The organism is Acinetobacter sp. 797_lipA, from assembly GCF_058243025.1.
Map to the genome: position 1 here is coordinate 1,335,799 of NZ_JBZAYQ010000001.1, position 20,081 is coordinate 1,355,879.

General features: G+C 39.6%; 22 protein-coding genes and 1 other RNA gene. 17 read left to right on the forward strand and 6 right to left on the reverse strand.

Going from position 1 to position 20,081, the window contains the following annotated elements; all coding sequences use genetic code 11:
* Positions 1 to 43 precede the first annotated feature (43 nt).
* The 10 genes from frr (at position 44) to lpxA (ending at position 10,187) form a co-directional block, all read left to right on the forward strand.
* Positions 44 to 598 carry a ribosome recycling factor gene (gene frr, locus AC4CU2_RS06455; RefSeq protein ID WP_004981941.1) on the forward strand — a complete coding sequence of 185 codons (555 nt, stop codon included), beginning with the start codon at positions 44 to 46 and terminating at the stop codon, positions 596 to 598.
* 8 nt (positions 599 to 606) lie between these two features.
* A complete protein-coding gene (uppS, locus tag AC4CU2_RS06460; protein ID WP_004696563.1) occupies positions 607 to 1,359 on the forward strand; it encodes a polyprenyl diphosphate synthase in 753 nt (250 codons plus the stop codon).
* A 3-nt stretch (positions 1,360 to 1,362) separates the two neighbouring features.
* Positions 1,363 to 2,187 carry a phosphatidate cytidylyltransferase gene (locus AC4CU2_RS06465; RefSeq protein ID WP_004696564.1) on the forward strand — a complete coding sequence of 275 codons (825 nt, stop codon included), beginning with the start codon at positions 1,363 to 1,365 and terminating at the stop codon, positions 2,185 to 2,187.
* Entirely contained in the window at positions 2,188 to 3,384 is a 1,197-nt protein-coding gene (ispC, locus tag AC4CU2_RS06470) for a 1-deoxy-D-xylulose-5-phosphate reductoisomerase (RefSeq protein ID WP_490768474.1), read from the forward strand.
* A gap of 2 nt (positions 3,385 to 3,386) precedes the next feature.
* Positions 3,387 to 4,742, forward strand: coding sequence for an RIP metalloprotease RseP (gene rseP, locus AC4CU2_RS06475; protein WP_287167592.1), 1,356 nt, complete (start codon positions 3,387 to 3,389; stop codon positions 4,740 to 4,742).
* A 90-nt stretch (positions 4,743 to 4,832) separates the two neighbouring features.
* Positions 4,833 to 7,310: an outer membrane protein assembly factor BamA gene (gene bamA, locus AC4CU2_RS06480; protein WP_490769218.1), complete on the forward strand. Its 2,478-nt coding sequence runs from the start codon at positions 4,833 to 4,835 to the stop codon at positions 7,308 to 7,310.
* Between the two features lie 33 nt (positions 7,311 to 7,343).
* The gene (locus tag AC4CU2_RS06485; RefSeq protein WP_201951673.1) at positions 7,344 to 7,838 is read left to right on the forward strand and encodes an OmpH/Skp family outer membrane protein; all 495 of its coding nucleotides are present in this window, start codon (positions 7,344 to 7,346) and stop codon (positions 7,836 to 7,838) included.
* Positions 7,839 to 7,841: 3 nt separating this feature from the next.
* Positions 7,842 to 8,909 carry a UDP-3-O-(3-hydroxymyristoyl)glucosamine N-acyltransferase gene (gene lpxD, locus AC4CU2_RS06490; RefSeq protein WP_201951671.1) on the forward strand — a complete coding sequence of 356 codons (1,068 nt, stop codon included), beginning with the start codon at positions 7,842 to 7,844 and terminating at the stop codon, positions 8,907 to 8,909.
* A gap of 7 nt (positions 8,910 to 8,916) precedes the next feature.
* On the forward strand, positions 8,917 to 9,402 hold the full coding sequence (gene fabZ, locus AC4CU2_RS06495; RefSeq protein WP_010326983.1) for a 3-hydroxyacyl-ACP dehydratase FabZ: 486 nt from the start codon (positions 8,917 to 8,919) through the stop codon (positions 9,400 to 9,402).
* Entirely contained in the window at positions 9,399 to 10,187 is a 789-nt protein-coding gene (gene lpxA, locus AC4CU2_RS06500; protein WP_010326982.1) for an acyl-ACP--UDP-N-acetylglucosamine O-acyltransferase, read from the forward strand. The genes fabZ and lpxA overlap by 4 nt, the downstream gene beginning before the upstream one ends.
* A 59-nt stretch (positions 10,188 to 10,246) precedes the next feature.
* Here the strand turns inward: lpxA and AC4CU2_RS06505 are convergent, their stop codons facing one another.
* Complete coding sequence (locus tag AC4CU2_RS06505) at positions 10,247 to 11,092, reverse strand: YbgF trimerization domain-containing protein (protein ID WP_490768475.1); 846 nt, start codon at positions 11,090 to 11,092, stop codon at positions 10,247 to 10,249.
* A 274-nt stretch (positions 11,093 to 11,366) separates the two neighbouring features.
* Between AC4CU2_RS06505 and ffs the strand changes: the two genes are divergently transcribed.
* Together ffs and AC4CU2_RS06515 are read left to right on the forward strand one after the other, a co-directional pair.
* Positions 11,367 to 11,463: signal recognition particle sRNA small type (ffs, locus tag AC4CU2_RS06510), an RNA gene on the forward strand.
* Between the two features lie 33 nt (positions 11,464 to 11,496).
* Positions 11,497 to 12,723, forward strand: coding sequence for a hypothetical protein (locus tag AC4CU2_RS06515; protein ID WP_490768476.1), 1,227 nt, complete (start codon positions 11,497 to 11,499; stop codon positions 12,721 to 12,723).
* Between the two features lie 110 nt (positions 12,724 to 12,833).
* Here AC4CU2_RS06515 and AC4CU2_RS06520 read toward each other — a convergent pair whose 3' ends face one another.
* From AC4CU2_RS06520 to AC4CU2_RS06535, 4 genes are all read right to left on the reverse strand, one after another.
* A complete protein-coding gene (locus AC4CU2_RS06520) occupies positions 12,834 to 13,439 on the reverse strand; it encodes a regulatory protein RecX (RefSeq protein WP_490768477.1) in 606 nt (201 codons plus the stop codon).
* A 106-nt stretch (positions 13,440 to 13,545) separates the two neighbouring features.
* Complete coding sequence (gene recA / locus AC4CU2_RS06525; RefSeq protein WP_005401034.1) at positions 13,546 to 14,589, reverse strand: recombinase RecA; 1,044 nt, start codon at positions 14,587 to 14,589, stop codon at positions 13,546 to 13,548.
* Between the two features lie 114 nt (positions 14,590 to 14,703).
* Positions 14,704 to 15,147, reverse strand: coding sequence for an RNA-binding S4 domain-containing protein (locus tag AC4CU2_RS06530; RefSeq protein WP_348924444.1), 444 nt, complete (start codon positions 15,145 to 15,147; stop codon positions 14,704 to 14,706).
* Positions 15,140 to 15,814, reverse strand: a complete 675-nt coding sequence (locus tag AC4CU2_RS06535; protein ID WP_490768478.1) for an HAD-IA family hydrolase — start codon at positions 15,812 to 15,814, stop codon at positions 15,140 to 15,142. The genes AC4CU2_RS06530 and AC4CU2_RS06535 overlap by 8 nt, the downstream gene beginning before the upstream one ends.
* 484 nt (positions 15,815 to 16,298) lie before the next feature.
* Here AC4CU2_RS06535 and AC4CU2_RS06540 point away from each other — a divergent pair, with 484 nt between their 5' ends.
* The 5 genes from AC4CU2_RS06540 (at position 16,299) to AC4CU2_RS06560 (ending at position 19,436) form a co-directional block, all read left to right on the forward strand.
* Positions 16,299 to 16,427: a hypothetical protein gene (locus AC4CU2_RS06540; RefSeq protein WP_490768479.1), complete on the forward strand. Its 129-nt coding sequence runs from the start codon at positions 16,299 to 16,301 to the stop codon at positions 16,425 to 16,427.
* A 54-nt stretch (positions 16,428 to 16,481) separates the two neighbouring features.
* A complete protein-coding gene (locus AC4CU2_RS06545) occupies positions 16,482 to 16,727 on the forward strand; it encodes a hypothetical protein (protein WP_004696593.1) in 246 nt (81 codons plus the stop codon).
* A 319-nt stretch (positions 16,728 to 17,046) separates the two neighbouring features.
* A complete protein-coding gene (locus tag AC4CU2_RS06550; protein WP_005401037.1) occupies positions 17,047 to 17,298 on the forward strand; it encodes a hypothetical protein in 252 nt (83 codons plus the stop codon).
* Between the two features lie 497 nt (positions 17,299 to 17,795).
* On the forward strand, positions 17,796 to 18,650 hold the full coding sequence (locus tag AC4CU2_RS06555) for a 3'(2'),5'-bisphosphate nucleotidase CysQ family protein (protein ID WP_428869773.1): 855 nt from the start codon (positions 17,796 to 17,798) through the stop codon (positions 18,648 to 18,650).
* A gap of 54 nt (positions 18,651 to 18,704) precedes the next feature.
* Positions 18,705 to 19,436 carry a histidine phosphatase family protein gene (locus AC4CU2_RS06560; RefSeq protein WP_004696597.1) on the forward strand — a complete coding sequence of 244 codons (732 nt, stop codon included), beginning with the start codon at positions 18,705 to 18,707 and terminating at the stop codon, positions 19,434 to 19,436.
* Positions 19,437 to 19,572: 136 nt separating this feature from the next.
* Here the strand turns inward: AC4CU2_RS06560 and AC4CU2_RS06565 are convergent, their stop codons facing one another.
* Positions 19,573 to 20,013 (reverse strand): hypothetical protein, encoded by a 441-nt coding sequence (locus AC4CU2_RS06565; protein WP_490768480.1) that lies wholly within the window; start codon positions 20,011 to 20,013, stop codon positions 19,573 to 19,575.
* Positions 20,014 to 20,081: the final 68 nt, after the last annotated feature.

The following is a 20,081-nucleotide window of genomic DNA, read 5'->3' on the forward strand; positions in this document are numbered from 1 at the left end:
ATTTTAGAATTTATATCTTTTCGAATTAAGTAAGGAAGATCACATGATTAACGATCTTAAAAAAGACGCAGAAGACCGTATGAACAAGTCACTTGACTCGTTAGAACACGGTTTTGCCAAGGTTCGTACAGGACGTGCGCATCCATCTATCTTAAACGGGGTAATGGTTCCTTACTATGGCTCAGATGTGCCATTAAACCAAGTGGCAAACGTGGGTGTTGAAGACTCGCGTACCTTGTTGATTCAGCCATTTGAGCGCACGATGGTTGCGGCAATTGATAAAGCGATTCGTGAATCAGATTTGGGTTTAAACCCGATTACGGCTGATGCGATTCGTGTTCCAATGGCTGCATTGACGGAAGAAACACGTCGTGACATGCAAAAAGTTGCGCGTAACGAAGCTGAAAATGCAAAAGTTGCAGTACGTAATATTCGCCGTGATGTACTGGGCGACATCAAAGCATTGTTGAAAGAAAAAGAAATTTCTGAAGATGATGAACGTCGTGCATCTGATGATATTCAAAAAATCACAGATAAGTTTGTTGCTGAAATCGACAAACGTCTTGCGAATAAAGAAGCTGAGTTGTTGAAGGTCTAATTTGTATAATGACCGATTCAGAAGATAAGCTTACTCTTCCAAAACATGTTGCCATCATCATGGATGGCAACAATCGTTTTGCCAAAAAAAATGCAATGCAAAAGGGCGATGGTCACCGTGAAGGAAAAAATGTCCTTGACCCGATTGTTGAGCATTGTCGAAAAAGAAATATTCAAGCATTAACCGTTTTTGCTTTTTCGAGTGAAAATTGGAAGCGCCCTCAAGCTGAAGTTGATTTGCTCATGAAACTGTTGGAAGACACGATTCATGAACAGTTGCCTCGTATGCATCAATATCAAATGTCTTTACGTTTTATTGGTGATCGTTCTAAATTATCTCCGCAATTGCGTGACTTAATGTTGCATGCTGAACAAGACACTGCTAATTTCGACAAAATGACTTTGACCATCGCAATTAGTTACGGTGGGATGTGGGATATGGCGCATGCGGCTAAGCAGATTGCGCTTGCTGTTCAATCTCAAGCGTTAGATCCTGAGCAAATTGATGAACATATTTTTGGCCAATACGTAAGTTTGAGTGATTTACCGGCTGTGGATCTATTGATTCGTACAGGTGGGGATTTTCGTTTATCGAACTTTATGTTGTGGCAAGCAGCTTATGCAGAGCTTTACTTCACTCCAACTCTTTGGCCAGAGTTCAGTGTAGAAGAGTTTGATGACGCCTTGGCTGTATTTGGTGGGCGTGAACGTCGTTTCGGGAAAACGACGGAACAAATTCTACAAGATAAAATTGAGAACTAATAAATGTTAGAGCGGATTATAACCGCATTGGTTTTGGTGGCCGTTGTACTGAGTTGTATGTTTGCAACCCAGTCACACTATCCAATGTTTGTGCTGATGATTATTGCGGCAGGGGTTGCAGGCTATGAGTGGTTTAAACTCATGCCCCGTACAACAAAAAATGTTAATAAACCTCTAGTGTGGGGTTTTGGTTTACTAAGTGCTGGCCTTGCTACACTTGCTTTATACTTTACCGATATTGCGCTTCTACTTTGGGCTGCCTCTATCCTATGTTGGCTGCTCAGCCTGTATTGGGTTAAATCCTATCCAAATTATGATGCTTGGTATAATTCAACCCTTAAGGTGGTTGGTATTGTTCTGATATCTTCAGCTGTGACCGCTATTTTTGCACTCTGGAAGATGTCTCCGTGGTGGCTGATGTACCTGTTTTTATTGGTTTGGGGTGCTGACAGCGGGGCATATTTTGTTGGGCGTAAACTGGGTAAGCGTAAACTTGCACCTGAAGTGAGTCCAAATAAATCATTGGAAGGTCTCTATGGTGGTGTGATTACGGCCATGATCATCGTGGTTGCTGTTGAAATCCTCTATTTAGACTTAACGTACGCACAGCATTTATTATTTCTTATTTTATCTGTAGTGACTGTATTTAGCTCAGTTTTAGGTGATTTGTTTGAATCTATGATTAAACGTCGTGCTGGAATTAAAGACTCAGGTCGTATTTTGCCGGGGCATGGTGGGGTATTGGATCGTATTGACTCGTTACTGGCTGCTGCACCTATCTTTGCTGCGGGTGTATATGTGTTAAAACTTATTGGCGTAGATTTGTAAATGTCTCAATCTGTTTGTATTTTAGGTGTTACAGGTTCGATTGGGCAGAGCACCTTAAAAATATTGCATCAACATGCTGAACGCTATCGTGTGTTTGCTGTTACGGCACATAGTCGGATGCAAGAGCTTGTTGATATTTGTCAGCAGTTTCAACCGCAAATTGCAGTTGTACCTCAAGCAAAAGTAGATGAACTACGCCAACTACTTGTCGCAGCCAATTTGCAAAGCATTGAAATTTTGGCGGATGAGGCGGGCCTCATCGCAGTTGCTGAACATCCAGAAGTGGATGTGGTGATGGCGGCGATTGTGGGTGCGGCAGGTTTAATGCCGACGCTAGCAGCGGTAAAAGCAGGAAAGCGTGTCCTTTTGGCAAATAAAGAAGCACTAGTGATGTCGGGTGACATCATGATGCAGGCTGCTCATGATCATCAGGCTCTTTTACTTCCTGTGGACTCTGAGCATAATGCAATCTTCCAATGCTTGCCGCAGACCTATTTACAAGCTGAGCGTCACGGACAGCCGAAACTCGGCGTCTCTGGTATTCTTCTGACCGCATCCGGTGGGCCATTTCTAAAACATAGTTTAGATGAATTACACAATGTAACGCCTGCACAGGCGTGCAAACACCCGAATTGGTCCATGGGACAGAAGATTTCGGTTGATTCGGCGACCCTTATGAACAAAGGGTTAGAGCTAATTGAAGCTTGTCATCTTTTTTCAATCGAAGAACATTTTGTTACAGTAGTTGTGCATCCGCAGAGTATTATTCATTCCATGGTGCAATATGTGGATGGTTCAACATTGGCGCAAATGGGAAATCCTGATATGTGTACGCCGATTGCACATGCTTTGGCATGGCCTGAGCGTATTCAAACCCATGTTCCAGCTTTAGATTTATTTAAAAATCATCAGTTGGATTTTCAAGCGCCAGATACGCATAGATTCCCTGCATTAAGCTTGGCACGTCAAGCGATGAAAACTGGGGGTACAGCCCCTGCGATTTTAAATGCTGCCAATGAAATTGCGGTTGCTGCATTTTTAAATCAACAGGTGGGGTTTATGGATATTCCTGCTATTGTTGAACACACTTTGAATACCATCCCACATCAAGCAGCAACACAACTTGATGTTATTTTAGAAGCCGATCGAAACGCACGTCATGTTGCTCAGCAATATGTGGTGAATATAGGAATTTAAGCATGAGCGCCTTGTTTATGATTGTTGCGGCAATTTTGCTTTTAGGCCCACTTATTGCAATACATGAGTTTGGGCACTATTTTGTTGCGCGTAAATTGGGCGTAAAAGTTTTAGTTTATTCCATTGGTTTTGGACCAACGGTTTTAAAGTGGACGTCTAAAAAGTCTGGTATTCAATATCAGCTTTCAGCATTGCCCTTAGGGGGGTATGTCAAAATGCTGGATGAGCGTGAAGGCGATGTTGCTGAAGAGGATGTGCCCAAAGCATTTAATCGTCAATCACCTTGGAAGCGTATCGCAATTGTTGCGGCTGGCCCATTGATTAACTTGGTATTTGCAATCTTTCTGTTTTGGATTTTGTTTTTGCCTGCACAAGAGCAGTTGAATACACGTGTGGGTAAAGTGCTACCTAATACATCTGCAGCACAAGTTCAAATGCAAGTGGGCGATAAAATTACCGCTGTTGATGGCTTAACGACACCCACTTGGGAAAAGTTGAATTTTGCCTTGGTTGATCGTGTAGGTGAAACGGGATCAATCCAAATTCAGGCCGAACGTGCGGGACAAGTTAAGACATTTAGTTTGCCTATTCAAAACTTCTTGAAAGATCAAACACAGTCTCCGCTTGATGTTCTGGGTTTTACGCCTTATCGACCTAAAATTCCTGCGGTCGTGACTAAGTTGAGCGAAGATGGCGCAGCCATTCGTCAGGGTATGCAACAAGGTGACAAAATTGTCGCGATTGATGGCATCAAGATGAATGATTGGTTTGATGTGGTTCAAGTGGTTCAAGCCTCGCCTGAGAAATTGTTAAAAATTGATGTGCTTCGTCAAAATAAATTGGTACAGCTTGAAGTGATGCCGCAAGGTAAGCGCGACAATATGGGCAAGGTTTCTGGTGTCTTAGGTGTACAAAGTGACCCTGGGAAAATCAGTATTCCTACAGAATATAAACAAACGATACAATATAATCCTGCTGAAGCCTTCATGATGGCGGTGGATAAAACCGGTCAACTGTCGAGTATGATTTTGAACTCGATTGTGAAAATGGTGCGCGGTTTGATTGGTCTAGACAACCTATCAGGACCGATCACGATTGCCAAAGTCGCAGGACAAAGTGCGGAAATGGGTTGGCAAACTTTTATCTCATTTATGGCATTGATGAGTGTAAGTTTAGGGATATTAAATTTATTGCCTATTCCTATGCTTGATGGTGGACATTTGGTCTATTATTTTATAGAACTAATACGTGGTAAACCTGTTTCTGAACAAATACAATTGGTTGGTTTAAAAATTGGTATGGTATTGCTCGGAAGTATGATGCTTTTGGCACTATTCAATGATTTTATGCGTTTGTAAAAAAGCGTAGATACGGAATTAAATTTTACATCGGAAAAAACTGGCATGCAGCACACACATTTATTTATGCCTTTGGCGCTCATCAGTGCTATGGCAACAGTACAACAAGTATATGCAGCAGAAGATTATATAGTACGTGATATTAAGGTTGATGGACTTGTTCGTTTAACGCCAGCAAATGTCTATGGAATGATTCCGTTGAATAGTGGGGATCGTGTGAGCGATGCAGCACTTGCCAATGCCATTCGTAGTTTATATGCAACAGGTTTGTTTGATGACATTAAAACAGAAAAGCAGGGTGATACGCTGGTTTTCAAAGTTGTCGAACGTCCACTAATTTCTAAAGTTGAATTTAAAGGTAATAAACTCATTCCTAAAGAGGCCTTGGAAGAAGGCTTGAAGAAGATGGGGATTACCGAAGGTGAAGTGCTGAAAAAATCAGCGCTACAGACGGTTGAGTCTGAGCTTGAACAACAGTACATGCAGCAAGGTCGTTATGATGCTGATGTAAAAGTTGTGACAACAGCGAAGCCGAACAACCGTGTAGATCTTACTATTGAGTTTGTTGAAGGTAAGGCTGCAAAAGTTGTAGATATCAATATTATTGGTAATACCGTATTTAAAGAAAGCGAAATTGAACAAGCGTTTGCGGTAAAAGAAAGTGGTTGGACGTCCATTATTTCACGTAGTGACCGTTATGCACGTGAAAAGATGGCTGCAAGCTTAGAGTCTTTACGTGCACTTTATTTAAACAAAGGCTATATCAACTTTAATATCAATCACTCAAGCTTAAATTTAAGTGAAGATAAAAAGAATATTTTTGTTGAAGTTTCAGTGGATGAAGGCGAACAGTTTAAATTTGGCGAAACCAAATTTTTGGGCGATGCTTTATACACCCCAGCAGAACTGAAAGCGTTACAAATATATAAAGATGGCGATATCTATTCACAAGAAAAAGTGAATGCGGTTAAACAGTTGCTTCTACGTAAATACGGTAATGCAGGTTATTACTATGCAGAAGTGAACGTCGTGCCTCAGATTGATAAAGAAACTCATCTGGTGGATTTAAATTATTATGTGAATCCAGGTCAGCAAGTCACTGTGCGTCGTATTAACTTTACCGGCAACACGAAAACTGCGGATGAAGTATTACGTCGTGAAATGCGCCAAATGGAAGGTGCACTCGCAAGTAATGAGAAAATTGATTTATCTAAAGTTCGTTTAGAGCGCACAGGTTTCTTTAAGACTGTAGATATCAAACCTGCACGTGTTCCGAACACAGCCGACCAAGTTGATTTAAATATTAATGTTGAAGAGCAGCACTCGGGTACCAGTACCTTGGCAGTTGGTTTCTCGCAAAGCGGCGGTATAACCTTCCAAGCGGGTCTAAGTCAAACTAATTTCATGGGCACAGGTAACTCTGTTGCCATTGATTTATCCCGCTCACAAACACAAGATTATTACAACCTAAGTGTGACGGACCCGTACTTTACGATTGATGGTGTACGTCGTGGTTATAACATGTACTACCGTAAAACCAAGTTGGATGAAGACTATAACGTCAACAACTATGTGACGGATAGTTTTGGTGGTGGTATCAATTTCGGTTATCCCATTGATGAAAACCAAAGCATTAGTGCGGGTTTAAACATTGACCAAACTGAAGTCACCACAGGTCCGTATGTATCGACCTATGTGCGTGATTACTTGCTGGCACATGGCGGTAAGGCAACTGGCAAAGCTGAAGATGTTTGTATTGGTACTATAGAAAACTTGTATGAGGATCCTGCTGATCCAACAAAAATAACTGGTACGAAATGTAATGGTCAGACTGTTGATTATGATAATGAATTTAACGGTGATTTCCTAACGTATAACTTAAACTTGGGTTGGTCATATAACACTTTAAACCGTCCGGTGTTCCCTACATCTGGTATGTCGCATCGTGTAAATGGTGAAATTGCACTACCAGGCAGTGATGTTGAATATCAAAAACTGACTTATGATGCGCAAGCTTATTTCCCATTAGGCAAAGACTTCGTACTTCGCGGTTATGGTAAGTTAGGCTATGGTAATGACTTACCATTTTATAAAAACTTCTATGCAGGTGGTTTTGGTTCAGTCCGTGGTTATGACAACAGCACATTAGGTCCAAAGTATCCAGGTGTAACGTACAGTGAATCTGATGATGTTGATTATGACCCTGAAGAAGTCGGTGGTAATGCGTTGATTCAATTTGGTACAGAATTGGCTTTGCCTTTACCATTTAAAGGGGATTGGACACGTCAAGTCCGTCCAGTACTGTTTGCTGAAGGTGCACAAGTTTTTGATACTCAATGTAATGTATCGAGTTCAACCATTTATGTGAATGGTGCTGATGTAGACTCTAAGCAATATTGTAAAGACAACTTCGGTTTCGATGTTGATAACATGCGTTATAGCGTGGGTGTAGGCTTTACATGGATTACGATGATTGGTCCATTGTCTCTCAGCTATGCATATCCATTGAATGATAAAGATGGCGATGAAACAAAGAACATTCAATTTGAAATCGGTCGTACCTTCTAAGGTCGACCGTTTCTCTACATGAAAGATATAAATATGAAAAAATTTCTTACAGCTTTAACACTTACAGCATTAACTTCTACAGTGGCGAATGCTGCTGGCTATGGTGTGGTGGATCTTGAGCGTGTTGTTGAAAATAGTACCTATTTAAAACAGCAAAATTCGAGTTTTCAACAGAAAATTCAACCGCAAAGTACGAAGCTTGATCAACTTAGTAAAGAGCTTCAAGACTTACAACAGCGTTTACAAACAGGTGATAAGCTGAGCGCTGCGGATAAGCAAAAAATGGTGACTCAGTATCAAACCAAAATGAACGAGTTCAATACTTTACAACAAACCATGCAAAGCAGTGTGCAAAGCTCTATTCAGCAAGTACGTACTGTATTTGATGGTCGTGTGAAGCAAGTTGCTGAACAATTGCGTAAAGAAAATCAATTAGATGTTGTTTTGAATAAAAACTCAGCACTTGCCTATGACGCTAAGTATGATTTAACTGATAAAATGATTCAAAAGGTTAACGCAATTAAGTAATCAATGAATCCTCAACAGTACCGCTTAGAAGATCTTGCTCGTTTAGTCCAAGGTGAGTGTGTAGGTCAAGCTGATTTAATCCTTAAGGGATTAGCAAGTCTAGATTCGGCAGAATCTAGACATCTTGCATTTGTAAATGGTGAAAAGTACTTAGAGCAAGCACAGCAGTCTAAAGCTGGAGCATTTATTGTTACAGCAGATCTGAAAGATCTCTTGGTTGAACATCAAAACTTTATTGTTGTTGCCAATCCTTATTTGGCCTTTGCCATTTTAACTCATGCTTTTGAGGCCAAACACACTGAGCAGGGCATTGAAAGCACTGCACAGATACATCCTTCTGCAATCATCTCAGATACTGCTTATATTGGTCATTATGTAGTCATTGGTGCAAATTGCGTTGTTGGCGATGACACGATTATCCATTCACATGTCAGCATACGTGATGGCGTTGAAATTGGCCGCTGCGGTTTAATTGAATCGCATGTAAATCTGATGTCATGCAAAATTGGTGATCGTGTACGTATTCATGCCAATACTGTGATTGGTAGTGAAGGTTTTGGTTTTGCTCCTTATCAAGGGAAATGGCATCGAATTGCTCAATTGGGTTCGGTCATCATTGGAAATGATGTGCGGATTGGTTCAAATTGTAGTATTGATCGCGGTGCATTGGATGACACAATTTTGGAAGATGGTGTCATTATTGATAACCTTGTGCAAATCGCCCATAACGCTAAAATTGGTGCCAATTCGGCTTTTGCTGCCAATACTGCAATAGCCGGTAGTACAACCATTGGCAAAAATTGCATCGTAGGTGGTGGGTCTGCAATTGCAGGGCACTTAAATATTGTTGATAATGTCACTTTAACTGGAATGTCAATGGTCACAAATAATATTTCTGTGGCTGGAACGTATTCTTCAGGAATTGGGCTGTTTGAAAATCAAAAGTGGAAACGCACCGTTGTTCGTTTAAGACAATTAGCAGATGTGCCATTGACCCAATTGGTAAAAAAACTTGATCATATGCAGGCTCAAATCGAGTCCCTTGAATCAACAATTAAATTGCGTAAATAGAAATATGATGACTGAGTCGAATTCTACTAGTTTCACGAAACCTGAATTGCCAATGACGATTCAAACTATTCGTGAGTACTTACCACACCGCTATCCTTTTTTATTGGTCGATCGTGTTGTTGATGTGACTGAAAATGGAATTGTGGCGTATAAAAATGTGTCTATTAATGAAGAGTTTCTTCAAGGCCATTTCCCTAATTATCCAATTATGCCTGGTGTTTTGATTGTCGAAGCATTAGCGCAAGTTTCAGGTATTCTTGGTTTCATCATGAATAATGAGAAACCGAGTGAAGGTTCTTTGTTCTTGTTTGCAGGCGCGGAGAAAGTTCGCTTTAAAAAGCAAGTCGTTGCAGGCGATCAATTGGTGTTAAAATCAGAATTGGTTATGCAGAAACGTGGTATTTACAAATATAATTGTATTGCCACCGTTGACGGTGTAGTAGCAGCATCTGCGGAAATTATGGTTTCGCATCAGAAAATAGAGCAATCATGAGCAATAACGAATTTATTCACCCAACAGCAATCATCGATGCATCTGCCGTGATTGCAGCAGATGCAAAGATTGGACCGTATTGTATTATTGGTCCAAATGTCACTATTGGTGCAGGTACGCAGTTACATTCGCACGTAGTGGTCGGTGGTTATACACGTATTGGAGAACACAATGAAATTTTCCAATTCGCAAGCGTGGGTGAGGTCTGCCAAGATCTAAAATATGCAGGTGAAGAAACCTGGTTAGAAATTGGTGACCATAATAAAATTCGTGAACATTGTAGTTTACACCGTGGCACGGTTCAGGATCACGGTATAACCAAGATTGGTAGCCATAATTTATTGATGGTAAATACGCATATTGCACACGACTGTGTGGTCGGTGATCATAATATTTTTGCAAACAATGTCGGCGTGGCTGGCCATGTTCATGTAGGTGACTATGTGATTGTCGGCGGTAACTCGGGTATACACCAATTCTGTAAGATTGACTCTTATAGCATGATTGGTGGTGCATCATTGATTGTAAAAGATGTCCCTGCTTATGTGATGGTTTCTGGTAATCCTGCACATGCTTTTGCGATGAATGTTGAAGGTATGCGTCGTAAAGGTTGGTCTAAAAATGTGATTCAAGGTTTACGTACAGCATTTAAACTGATCTATAAAGAAGGTTTGACGACAGAGCAGGCTTTAGAACGTATCCGTGCAGAAATTTTGCCTGAAGTCGCTGAGGTACAATTGCTCATTGACTCCTTAGAACAGTCAGAGCGTGGCATTGTGCGTTAAGTTTAATCCAAAGATAAAAAAAGACACTTCGCGTGTCTTTTTTTATATCTGTAGGAAAATTATTTTTTAAAGAAAGAGGCTTCTTCAGACTTGGGATATTGCTTAAGAAGTTTGGCTTTGTATTGGTTGGCCTGAGTCGAGTTTTTATCCACTTCTTTGGCAATATTATAGAGTTGATAGACGGCTCGAGGTGCGCGCGAAGAGTTTGGGTATTGGTTTGCTACAATCCCGTAGTTCTTTTTCGCTTCTGCATAGTTGGTAGGTTCAATCGCTAAATTAAATTCCGCTAACCAGAAATATGCATTGCTGATGTAAACACTGTTGGGGTTGTTTTTAATAAAATTTTGCATGGGTGCAATCGCTTTCTTCGCACCACCTTGCTTATAGGCATCCAATGCGACAGTATACGCGGCTTTTTCTAGCTCAGATGGTTCTGATGTGTTTTGAGTACTGACCACTATAGGTGCTTTGTTTACTGCGGCCGCGGTTGTGCTACTGCTGGCGTTGGTGATTGTGGTGTTACTGGGAGGAGTATCCTGTTGGTTATCCTCCGTTGTATTGCTCGCTTCAGGGTCTATTTTTTGCTGAAGTAACTCTAAGCGTTGATCTAGGTCAGCGTAACGGTTTTCCAACTCATGTTTGAGTTGAGCGATCTCATTGTCTTGTTCTTCAAGTTTGCCGCGTAAGCTACGCAAATCACTTTCTAATTGTTGGTTCTTTTGCATGATTTGCCAATTAATATTGGTCGCTGTTGTGCTGGCGCCCGTGTCTACTGCGACGCTGGTTGAGTTGACACTATTGTTCGTTGTTTGGCTTAAGCCACGAGATTCAATTGGAATATTGGCGAAAACAGGCGTTGTGCAAAGTAGGGTGAGGGCACATAGGCTATGCTTCTTTAGCATCATAAAATATCCGTGTTATAAGGCTTTGATGGGGAATACATCAAACAAAATTCATTTACCCCATTAAAAACGGCAACGTTATGAATTGCAATAAGCTTTTACATTGTTGTCGTATATTTAGGTAAATGAATGTAGCCTAGTCGTTACCAATAATTGAGCGATTTTTCTTGAGTTTGTTTTATAAATAGTCAATTGAATGAAATGCTTATTGAAAAGTTGTTTATAGGCTTGCAACTTAGGGAAAAATCTCTATACTCTGTTCTTGCAATGGTAGCCCTGCTGGTTACTTCGCAATTGTACTCTACGAACCCCGCCAGGACCGGAAGGTAGCAACGGTAGTAGAAATATGATGTGCCGAAGTCTTGCTGGTAGGGTTGCCACCAGTTTTATAAATAAAAAGAATAAAAATGAAAGACTACTATGGCATTGATGCAGGTCTAGTTGTAAGTATTGAATCCTCTGAGAAAGTGAAAAGTATTCTGCTTTTTCTTCTATTTTTTGCAATTACCACTATTTTTATCTATTTCTCAATTCTATATTTTATTTCAAATGGTTTTTTAAATTATATTGCCATAGGCTTTGTTGTATCTTGTCTCTGTGTTTTATTCTGCATTTTTTATTTGTTGCTTGAAAGCATAAATACCGAGATTGTTTTTAATGAAGATCATCTTCTCTATCGTAAAGTTTTCACTGTTAAAAAAGTGCTCTATAGTGAAATAAAAGGCTATGAAATTTTATCTTTTAGAAAAAGAAGTCGTTTGCTACTGATTGATCAGCATCATCAAATCGTTAATATTAGTTCAGATTTTGAGTCATATAAAAGAATTTGTAATATGTTCATGGCACATTTTGAAGATATTGAGGTTGTTAATAAACGAGAGCAAGAACAAAATTTTATACAAGAACATACAAAAAATATTTCCAGTGAACAGCAACAAAAATATTTAAAATATGCATTAAGATTTAGAAAAATTTTAGATGTATTGACGGTTATTATTTTCTTTTTAGCCCCTATATTTGATTGGTCAGATCTTTTATTTCATGGTATGGCTTTGGTTTATCTATACCTTAGTTATCCAAAGCATCATAATTTTTATATTATTTATATGCAAAAGGCTAAAATCTCTACAGAAGTGCTGTCTTTTCTGATTATGTTTGTATGCAATTATTTATTTCTTAGGGGTATTATCCAGCATTACGATTTAGCTTTTTTATTTTATTCATTGATATGCATGAGCTTTCTATTATCTTCTCTATATATTGTATTTAAAAAGAAGTTTGCTCAGAAAATGAAGCGGCAAATGATCATGGTGATCGCACTTGCTATACCTGTTGTTGGTATTTATTCTGCGAGTTTGGTGCGTATTGTGAATAGCATAAATGATAATAGTATTTTAAGTTCTCAAGATGTGCAGGTCGTAAATAAGGAGAAGAGCGAGGGTGTTTGGAGAGTAGGCGCGCGTCGTCATTCGCTTTCGCATTATTATTTAGATGTACGAATGTCTGATGGTGCGGTACAGCGTGTCAAAGTGAGATCTGGTGACTACTATAATACAAATGTTGATGGTGGTTATAAGATGACACTACATAAAGGTAACTTAGGCATCACTTGGTCAGCTTATGAGCTGCAGTAAATTAGATTTTTAGCATTTATGGTTTAATAGATGATAAGCCTGTTTACGTTTTCTTGATATAGCTAGATGACAGATCAATCATGTGTGGGCTAGTGCAGGTAAATAGCCGTTTAATCTTCCACTTTTCTAGAAATCGCTTTCATAATCGCGTCCATTTCAAAGCCACGATACATTAAAAAACGGATTTGCTTGGCTTTTAGTTTTGGATCTGTTGCGACCTCAGTTCCATACTTTCTAACTTTGAGTTGATAGGCTTGTTCGCCCCAATCCGTTTCTTTCAATTCTTCTAAAATTAAACCAGTGTCAATCTTTTTGGTTTTTAGCGCCATTTTAATGCGATTAGGGCCTTTGCCTTTACGCTTTTGGCTCGATAGCATGATCTCAGCTACGCGTTGATCACTCTGATAGTTTTGTGCTGAAAGCTCTTCAACCAGTGTAATCACTTCTTCACGGTGCATCGCCCATGTAGCCAGTTTCTCAATCAATTCTGCTTTTGAATATTCCTTACGTGTTAATACAGCAAAGGCATAAGAACGTAGACGAGAACCTGTTAAACCTGTGGGTTTGGGCTGATTTTCTTCATCAAAATCTAAAGCATCATCAGTTTCTTGTGTTACCTGCGTGTGGCCGTATTGAGTAGCAGGGGATTCTTCCTCACCAAATTGTTGTTTGAGAGCATCATAGTCAAGGAGTTTGGGGAATTTTGAATTAGGCATAATCGGCTATGAAATAGATCTGAATAAACAAAACGCCCCGTAGGGCGTTTCTGAGTGTAAGCCTAAATGTCGTGTAATAACATTTAATCTTTTTCGATACTTTTAATTAAGCATCTAAAAAGTCTGGCTCTTCTTCATTCTCTTCTACAGGCGCAGCGTTTGCAGTCGTCAGTAGTTTTTCTCGAATGATTTTCTCAATGGTTTCAGCCAACTGAGGGTTTTCTTCAAGGTGACGGATCACATTGTTTTTACCTTGACCAATTTTATCACCTTGGTATGAATACCAAGCACCTGCTTTTTGTACGATTTCTTGTTGAACAGCTAAGTCTACAAGTTCGCCCAAGTGGTTGACGCCTTTACCATATAGGATTTGGAAGAGCGCTTCGCGGAATGGAGGTGCCATTTTGTTTTTGACAACTTTCACTTTGGTTTCAGAACCAACGATTTCATCGCCTTCTTTGACCTGACCTACGCGACGAATGTCTAAACGCACAGACGCATAGAATTTCAACGCATTACCACCAGTCGTGGTTTCAGGGCTACCAAACATTACACCAATTTTCATACGAATTTGGTTAATGAAAATCACCATACAGTTTGAGCGTTTTGCATTACCTGTAATTTTACGTAATGCTTGGCTCATTAAACGTGCTTGGAGGCCCATGTGCGAGTCGCCCATTTCACCTTCAATTTCCGCACGTGGTGTCAATGCTGCAACAGAATCGACAACGATGAGGTCAATAGCACCAGAGCGAACCAGCATGTCTGCAATTTCAAGTGCTTGCTCACCATGGTCAGGCTGAGAAACCAGTAGATTGTCAATATCTACGCCAAGTTTACGCGCATACTGTGGGTCTAAAGCGTGTTCTGCATCAATAAATGCACATGTACCACCTGCTTTTTGACATTCGGCAATCGCTTGTAAAGTCATGGTTGTTTTACCTGAAGATTCAGGACCATAAATCTCAACGATACGACCTTTCGGTAAGCCGCCAATGCCTAGTGCAATATCAAGTGTCAAAGAACCTGTAGATACCGCTTCAACGGCTTGTACGGTGTTGTCACCAAGACGCATTACTGTGTTTTTACCAAACTGCTTTTCAATTTGGCTTAGCGCAGCATTGAGCGCCTTGCTTTTATTATCATCCATCTTACAACCTCAAAACGATGTCACGGATATTTACTGAATATGCTCAGTATAGTGACAGATTTAGTCTGTATCTTCTATAAAAGTCAGATCGTGTGCGACACAATATGACGCATGTCATTCATCATCATTATAAGACCAATATTGGTCAAATTGTTGATCATTTTCTTGTCTAAACTTACTGATATCGCGTCGGTCTTTTTTACTTGGACGATGATCAGGTCGAGCTAGATTATGCAACTTTCTTTGGCTTGCAATCAATTCCCGTCGTGTAATACTGACTTCAGTTTCTTCATATAATTTTTGTGCAACAGGAGCGGGGCCACGCACGTCAGAGAGTTCTTTGATCACTACGGTTTTCTTGTCAATACCTTGTTGTATGGTGAGTTCCATTCCAACCCGAACTTCTCTCGACACTTTGACACGTTCGCCATGGTGGTGAACTTTGCCCCCCTCAATTGCATTTTTGGCAATGGAGCGCGTTTTAAAAAAACGTGCTGCCCATAACCATTTGTCAATGCGCATGCCTACAGCATCTTCCGCTAAAGTGGATTTACGCATATTTGGCCGTGACCTCAGCTTGCTCTAAATAAGGAATTAAATCGGTGAGCTGATTTAAGATCGGATAAGGGCTGGATGTCTTGCTTTGACCTAGTGATGAGGGTTGAGCAATGGTAAATAGGTTTTGAATACCATAACTTTCAGCACCCTTTAGTACTTTTTCAGTGTCATCGATAAAGTAACACTGTGTGGCTGCAAAAGGATGGCGTTCATGGAGATGTTGCCAAAACTCAGTAAATTCCTTGGCATGACCGAGGGTTTCGCTGCTAATGATGACATCGAAATATGAGGCCAGTTTCGTGTGTTCGAGTTTGAACTTGAGTCCCTCACAGTCCGCATTAGTGGCAAGCCAGCAAGGGTAGCCGTTACTTTTTAAATAGTCGAGAAGTTCAATACAGCCTTCACGCAGGCCAACTTTATGCTTAAATTCCTGCTGCAAAGCGAGCGTGTCTACGCCGACTTTAGCTGTCCAAAAGCGCGTAGAATACCAATTGAGTGTGTGATTATGGGTTTGATAAAACTGAAACAGGGCCTGAGTACTTTGTTCTAAAGAGCACTGGTGTTGTTCAGCATAACGGATAGGAAGCTGATGATTCCAAATAAAATCATCATAGGCAAGATCCAGTAATGTACCGTCCATATCAAAAATGATAATTGGCTTTTCCACTCAAAAAATCTCCAATATTTCAAAGTTCAGCAATCGCGATAGAAAACAGTTAGCAACCGATTTAGCAGTTTTGCTTTATGCAAATATGGCGTAATTATAGCGTATAGCTGTATAAGATTACGGACTTGCATATCCCATTGTCAAAAATTGAAGAATACAGGATCTCAATTTTTTAAGTAAGAGCATATAAGACGTGTTAACTGTGCATTGATCCATAACAATATTGAAATTCCAGCATAAGGAATGATTTACCTTGATGGAGAAGGAAGAGTTTTTATAAACATCCGATGAGAACACTTAGAGCTGTCATTATTATCGAAAACCTCTACTGTTGCTGCTGACCTAAATCAGCCATGGATTACAACGGACAGCATCATTGGTTTTGTCAGCTTTTCAGTAATACTTAGCTATTCGGCTCTCATGTCTATTTCATCAAATGTTCATTTTATATTGATACCATAAAAACCACCTGAGGGTAGTTTTTATGTTTGAAGCTAAAGTTAAACCACTTCAGCTGACAGAGAAAGATTCGTTGTATCCAGCCCAGAGCAATAAAAGTAAGTTTTCTAACAAAAATGAAAATAAAAATAAAGTGGTTTTGCTGGTTATTTAAACAAGAATCGGTTAAAAAAGATGTGGCGAATGAGAATAAAATAGAGAGGAATGGATGAGTGAATTAAATCTAGATTTTTTAGATGAAACCTTGGATAAATATGAAGCAAAAGGTAAGAAAAAGGCCATTAAAAAAATCCGTATTGGTTATATGCTCTATGCAAAATTTATGTCGAATAAAAAATTTGCAGAAAATGTAATGAGTTCATCTTTAGATCCAAATAAGCGGACTTATCGCAATACCAAGATTAAAATTACGCACGATGAATATGAGTTAACCTTTTTACGTAATGATGATTAAGTATTCAATTGTGTTAAAAAACCTAAGGTTTCATTTATCTGAAATATTTGGTCTGTAGAGTGTGTGACATAAAGAAATGAAAATATAATGATTAGATGATGTTTGTGCAGTTAAGCCTGTTTATTTGGAGAGAGGTAAACAGGTTTTTTATTATAATAACTTTCTGGTCTGAGTGATTGCAGACTAAAAGCCCGATTTGTTTTTATACTGATCGGGCTTTTATTTTTCTATTGAAATGAAAATAGTGAGAAAGATGATTTTTGACATCTTTTGATCATATTGTTCATGGATAATCTTTTTTATTTTGAGTTGCTTCGATATGTCAATTGTTACTGCAAATGAACTAGACGATATTCTAAAAGAATTAATTTCCAAAAATAAAAAGCCTGAAAAGATTTTGATTGGTTATAAAGCATATAGCGAGCTTATGAATGACCGAAAGTTTTTGCATGAAGTCGCTAGTTCGGCTATGGATCCGAATAAAAGAAAGTATCAAAAGATTAAGATCAAAGTGACGCAGGATGAGTATCAATTAGAAGTGAAGTGTTCAGATAAAAATGAGTCGCTGTAAAGTAATTTAAAAAAACTGCAGGGATACCGCATTTTTTTAATTGATGTATTTGAAATACAGGTTTATACTATACTCGAAATTAAAGCGCTGTAGCTTTTCTTGTTTTATATCCCACGCTCCCATGCGTGGGATTTTTTTGCGCGATGATTTTTCATAAAGAAATCACTTGGATGTATAAAGCTGAAAAGAAATTAAGCGTAAGCACAAATTAGAAACGGTCAGCTTGTGACTTTCTCTAGTCTCAATATTTAAGGTGTGGGTAAAGGCAAAGTCAGGTTGATTGGACTACTCAACCCAAAGTCAAAAGAAGAATTGGAATTGAGTGATATTTCCTGAGTGTCTTAGGCGTATAATATTTTTAAGGCAGTGTTGAAAAAGTGTTCGCGTGTTCTCACTTTGAGGTGACAGTATACCGTTGAATACGAGGCGATCAGCATGCTGCTATCCCAATAGATGAACTTCTCGATCTATAACTTAATGAATAATAAGGCGGTCTCATGTTTAAGCCCACAACTGCACCTCAAGATGCACTGATATTGCAACTTGTACCGATTGTGACTCAAGCGTGCGAGATTTTACGAGCAGAGTATCAAGCTTATGTTGCAGGTGGTGATTTTACAGTTGAACGAAAATCCGATCATTCACCCGTTACGCAAGCGGACTATCGTGTCAATCAATTTATTACTGATGCTTTAAATAATACCTTTCCTCATTTGCCTGTTCTTTCTGAAGAAGGGCAGCATGCGCATAGACAGCAGTGGCAGTCTTTTTGGATGCTTGATCCTTTAGATGGCACCAAAGAATTTTTGCATCAACGTCCTGAATTCACCATTAATCTCAGTCTTATTGAGGGTGCGCATACAACTTTTGCTGTGCTGGCTATTCCTTGTGAACAGCAAATTTACTTCTGTCCACTACAAGGTCAGCCTTTAAAATACAATATTGAAAAAGACGTATGGTCTGTATATGTTCCAGTTGAAAACTACAGTGCTGTTCAAGTCGGCTTAAGCCAAAGTAGTCAGAGTAAACCGCAGTACCAAGTGTATTTAGAGCAGTTAGAAAAACTTACGCCTATTCAAGAGTATCGAGCAGGGAGTGCATATAAGTTCTGTATGGTGTTGGAAGATCGAGTCGATATTTACCCGCGCTTTCACCCAACGAGTGAGTGGGATACCAGTGCTGGACAGTGTTTATTGGAGCGGATCGGTGGTGGTTTGGTTGATTTTCAGGGACGACCATTCGTATATAACCAAAGATTGAGTTTACTGAATGGCGGTTTTATTGCATATCGAAATAACGATATGAAAAAACTGGCATTACAAGCACTTGAACTAATGCCTTCGTCGGCTTGAGCTAAAAACTGAGCGTGCTATAGTGTTTTTTGAATTATTGAGTTGCTAGTGATTATGGCCTTAGAGTTACTCCCGCCTAGTATGTTGAAGGCAATCGATTTATTGCCAGATGCAAAAACGCCAGTGACGTTGTTTACACGTCATTCCATTCGTGAAGTTGTTACGGGTCAGGGGCTTGCAGGCTATGATTTACAGTTGACGCATCAAGGGCGAGATTTGGCGGAGGCTTGGGGTTCTTATCTGATCGATAATACGGATCGAGTGATACAACACTGTATTTCTAGCCCAATTCAACGTTGTATTGATACCGCTGCGCTAATGATTCAAGGGGCAGATGGACAAACCCTTGAGCCAAATACCCACCGTATTGAAATTATCGAACAAGGTTTATTGGTTGAGCCAGGCAGTTTTGTTTTGGATATTAAGCAAGCTGGGCCTTATTTTCAGCGTCAAGGTGCTCTAGGATTTATTAATAGCTTTGTTAATAATGCCTTACCCGGTATGAAGCATCCGATTCATGGCGTAGTAGATGTATTGGAACTCATATATAACACGCATCCGAACAATCCTTATGGTTTGAGCCTTGCGGTCAGTCATGACACGATTTTAGCTGCGATTTTGGCGGTTATTTCAGGGCGCACGATTGTGACCAAAGAAGACTGGCCGAAAATGATGGAAGGTCTTTTTGTGTGGTTTGAGGGGGATGTGTTTTTGGAATCAAAATTGAAATGGATTTGGCGCGGGGAAATGAATGAGCTGAATATTCATGAGTTTCAAAATCTGTAAGTGTTTTGTTTATTAATAAAAAATCAGCTATAAATCTCGTTGATTCATTTAGGCGTTCGTTTGAACGAGAAAAAGAATATACGAGATTTATAGATCGACCATTTGTCACTGTTATTGAATGATATACCACATAAGTTTAAATTTTTGCTTTGAGTCGATTGGGAAAATCGAGCAAGTCAATACTCAAGCCTTCGTCATTTAACGGCCATAATGAGGTATTCACCGCTACGCTGTGCTGATGGATGCGATTGTATTTATCTGCAGCAATTAACGTGGCAATTTCATGATTCGAAAGGGTATAAGCGTTGACAACATCGGTTGGATATTGAGTGCGGGTATAAAACTCAGATTCAGTTTCCCCTTGGTGCAGTGCAAAAATACGTTCAATTGCAGGTAAATAGACGCCATAGCCTAACCACGCGTCAACGCCCTGAGAGGCCTGAATTTCTGCGGTTCCGCGCATATTTGAGATGACTTTGGCGAGTATGTCTTTTTCACCTTTGGCATAAAAATACTCAATATATTGTTGTTCTGTCGGTTGGAATTTTTCAAGTGTTGGAAGAAATTTATTAATCATGCTATTCCCCAGTAGAACATTCTATGTGGTTTCATTATAAGAAAACAGAATACCATAATTTATTTATG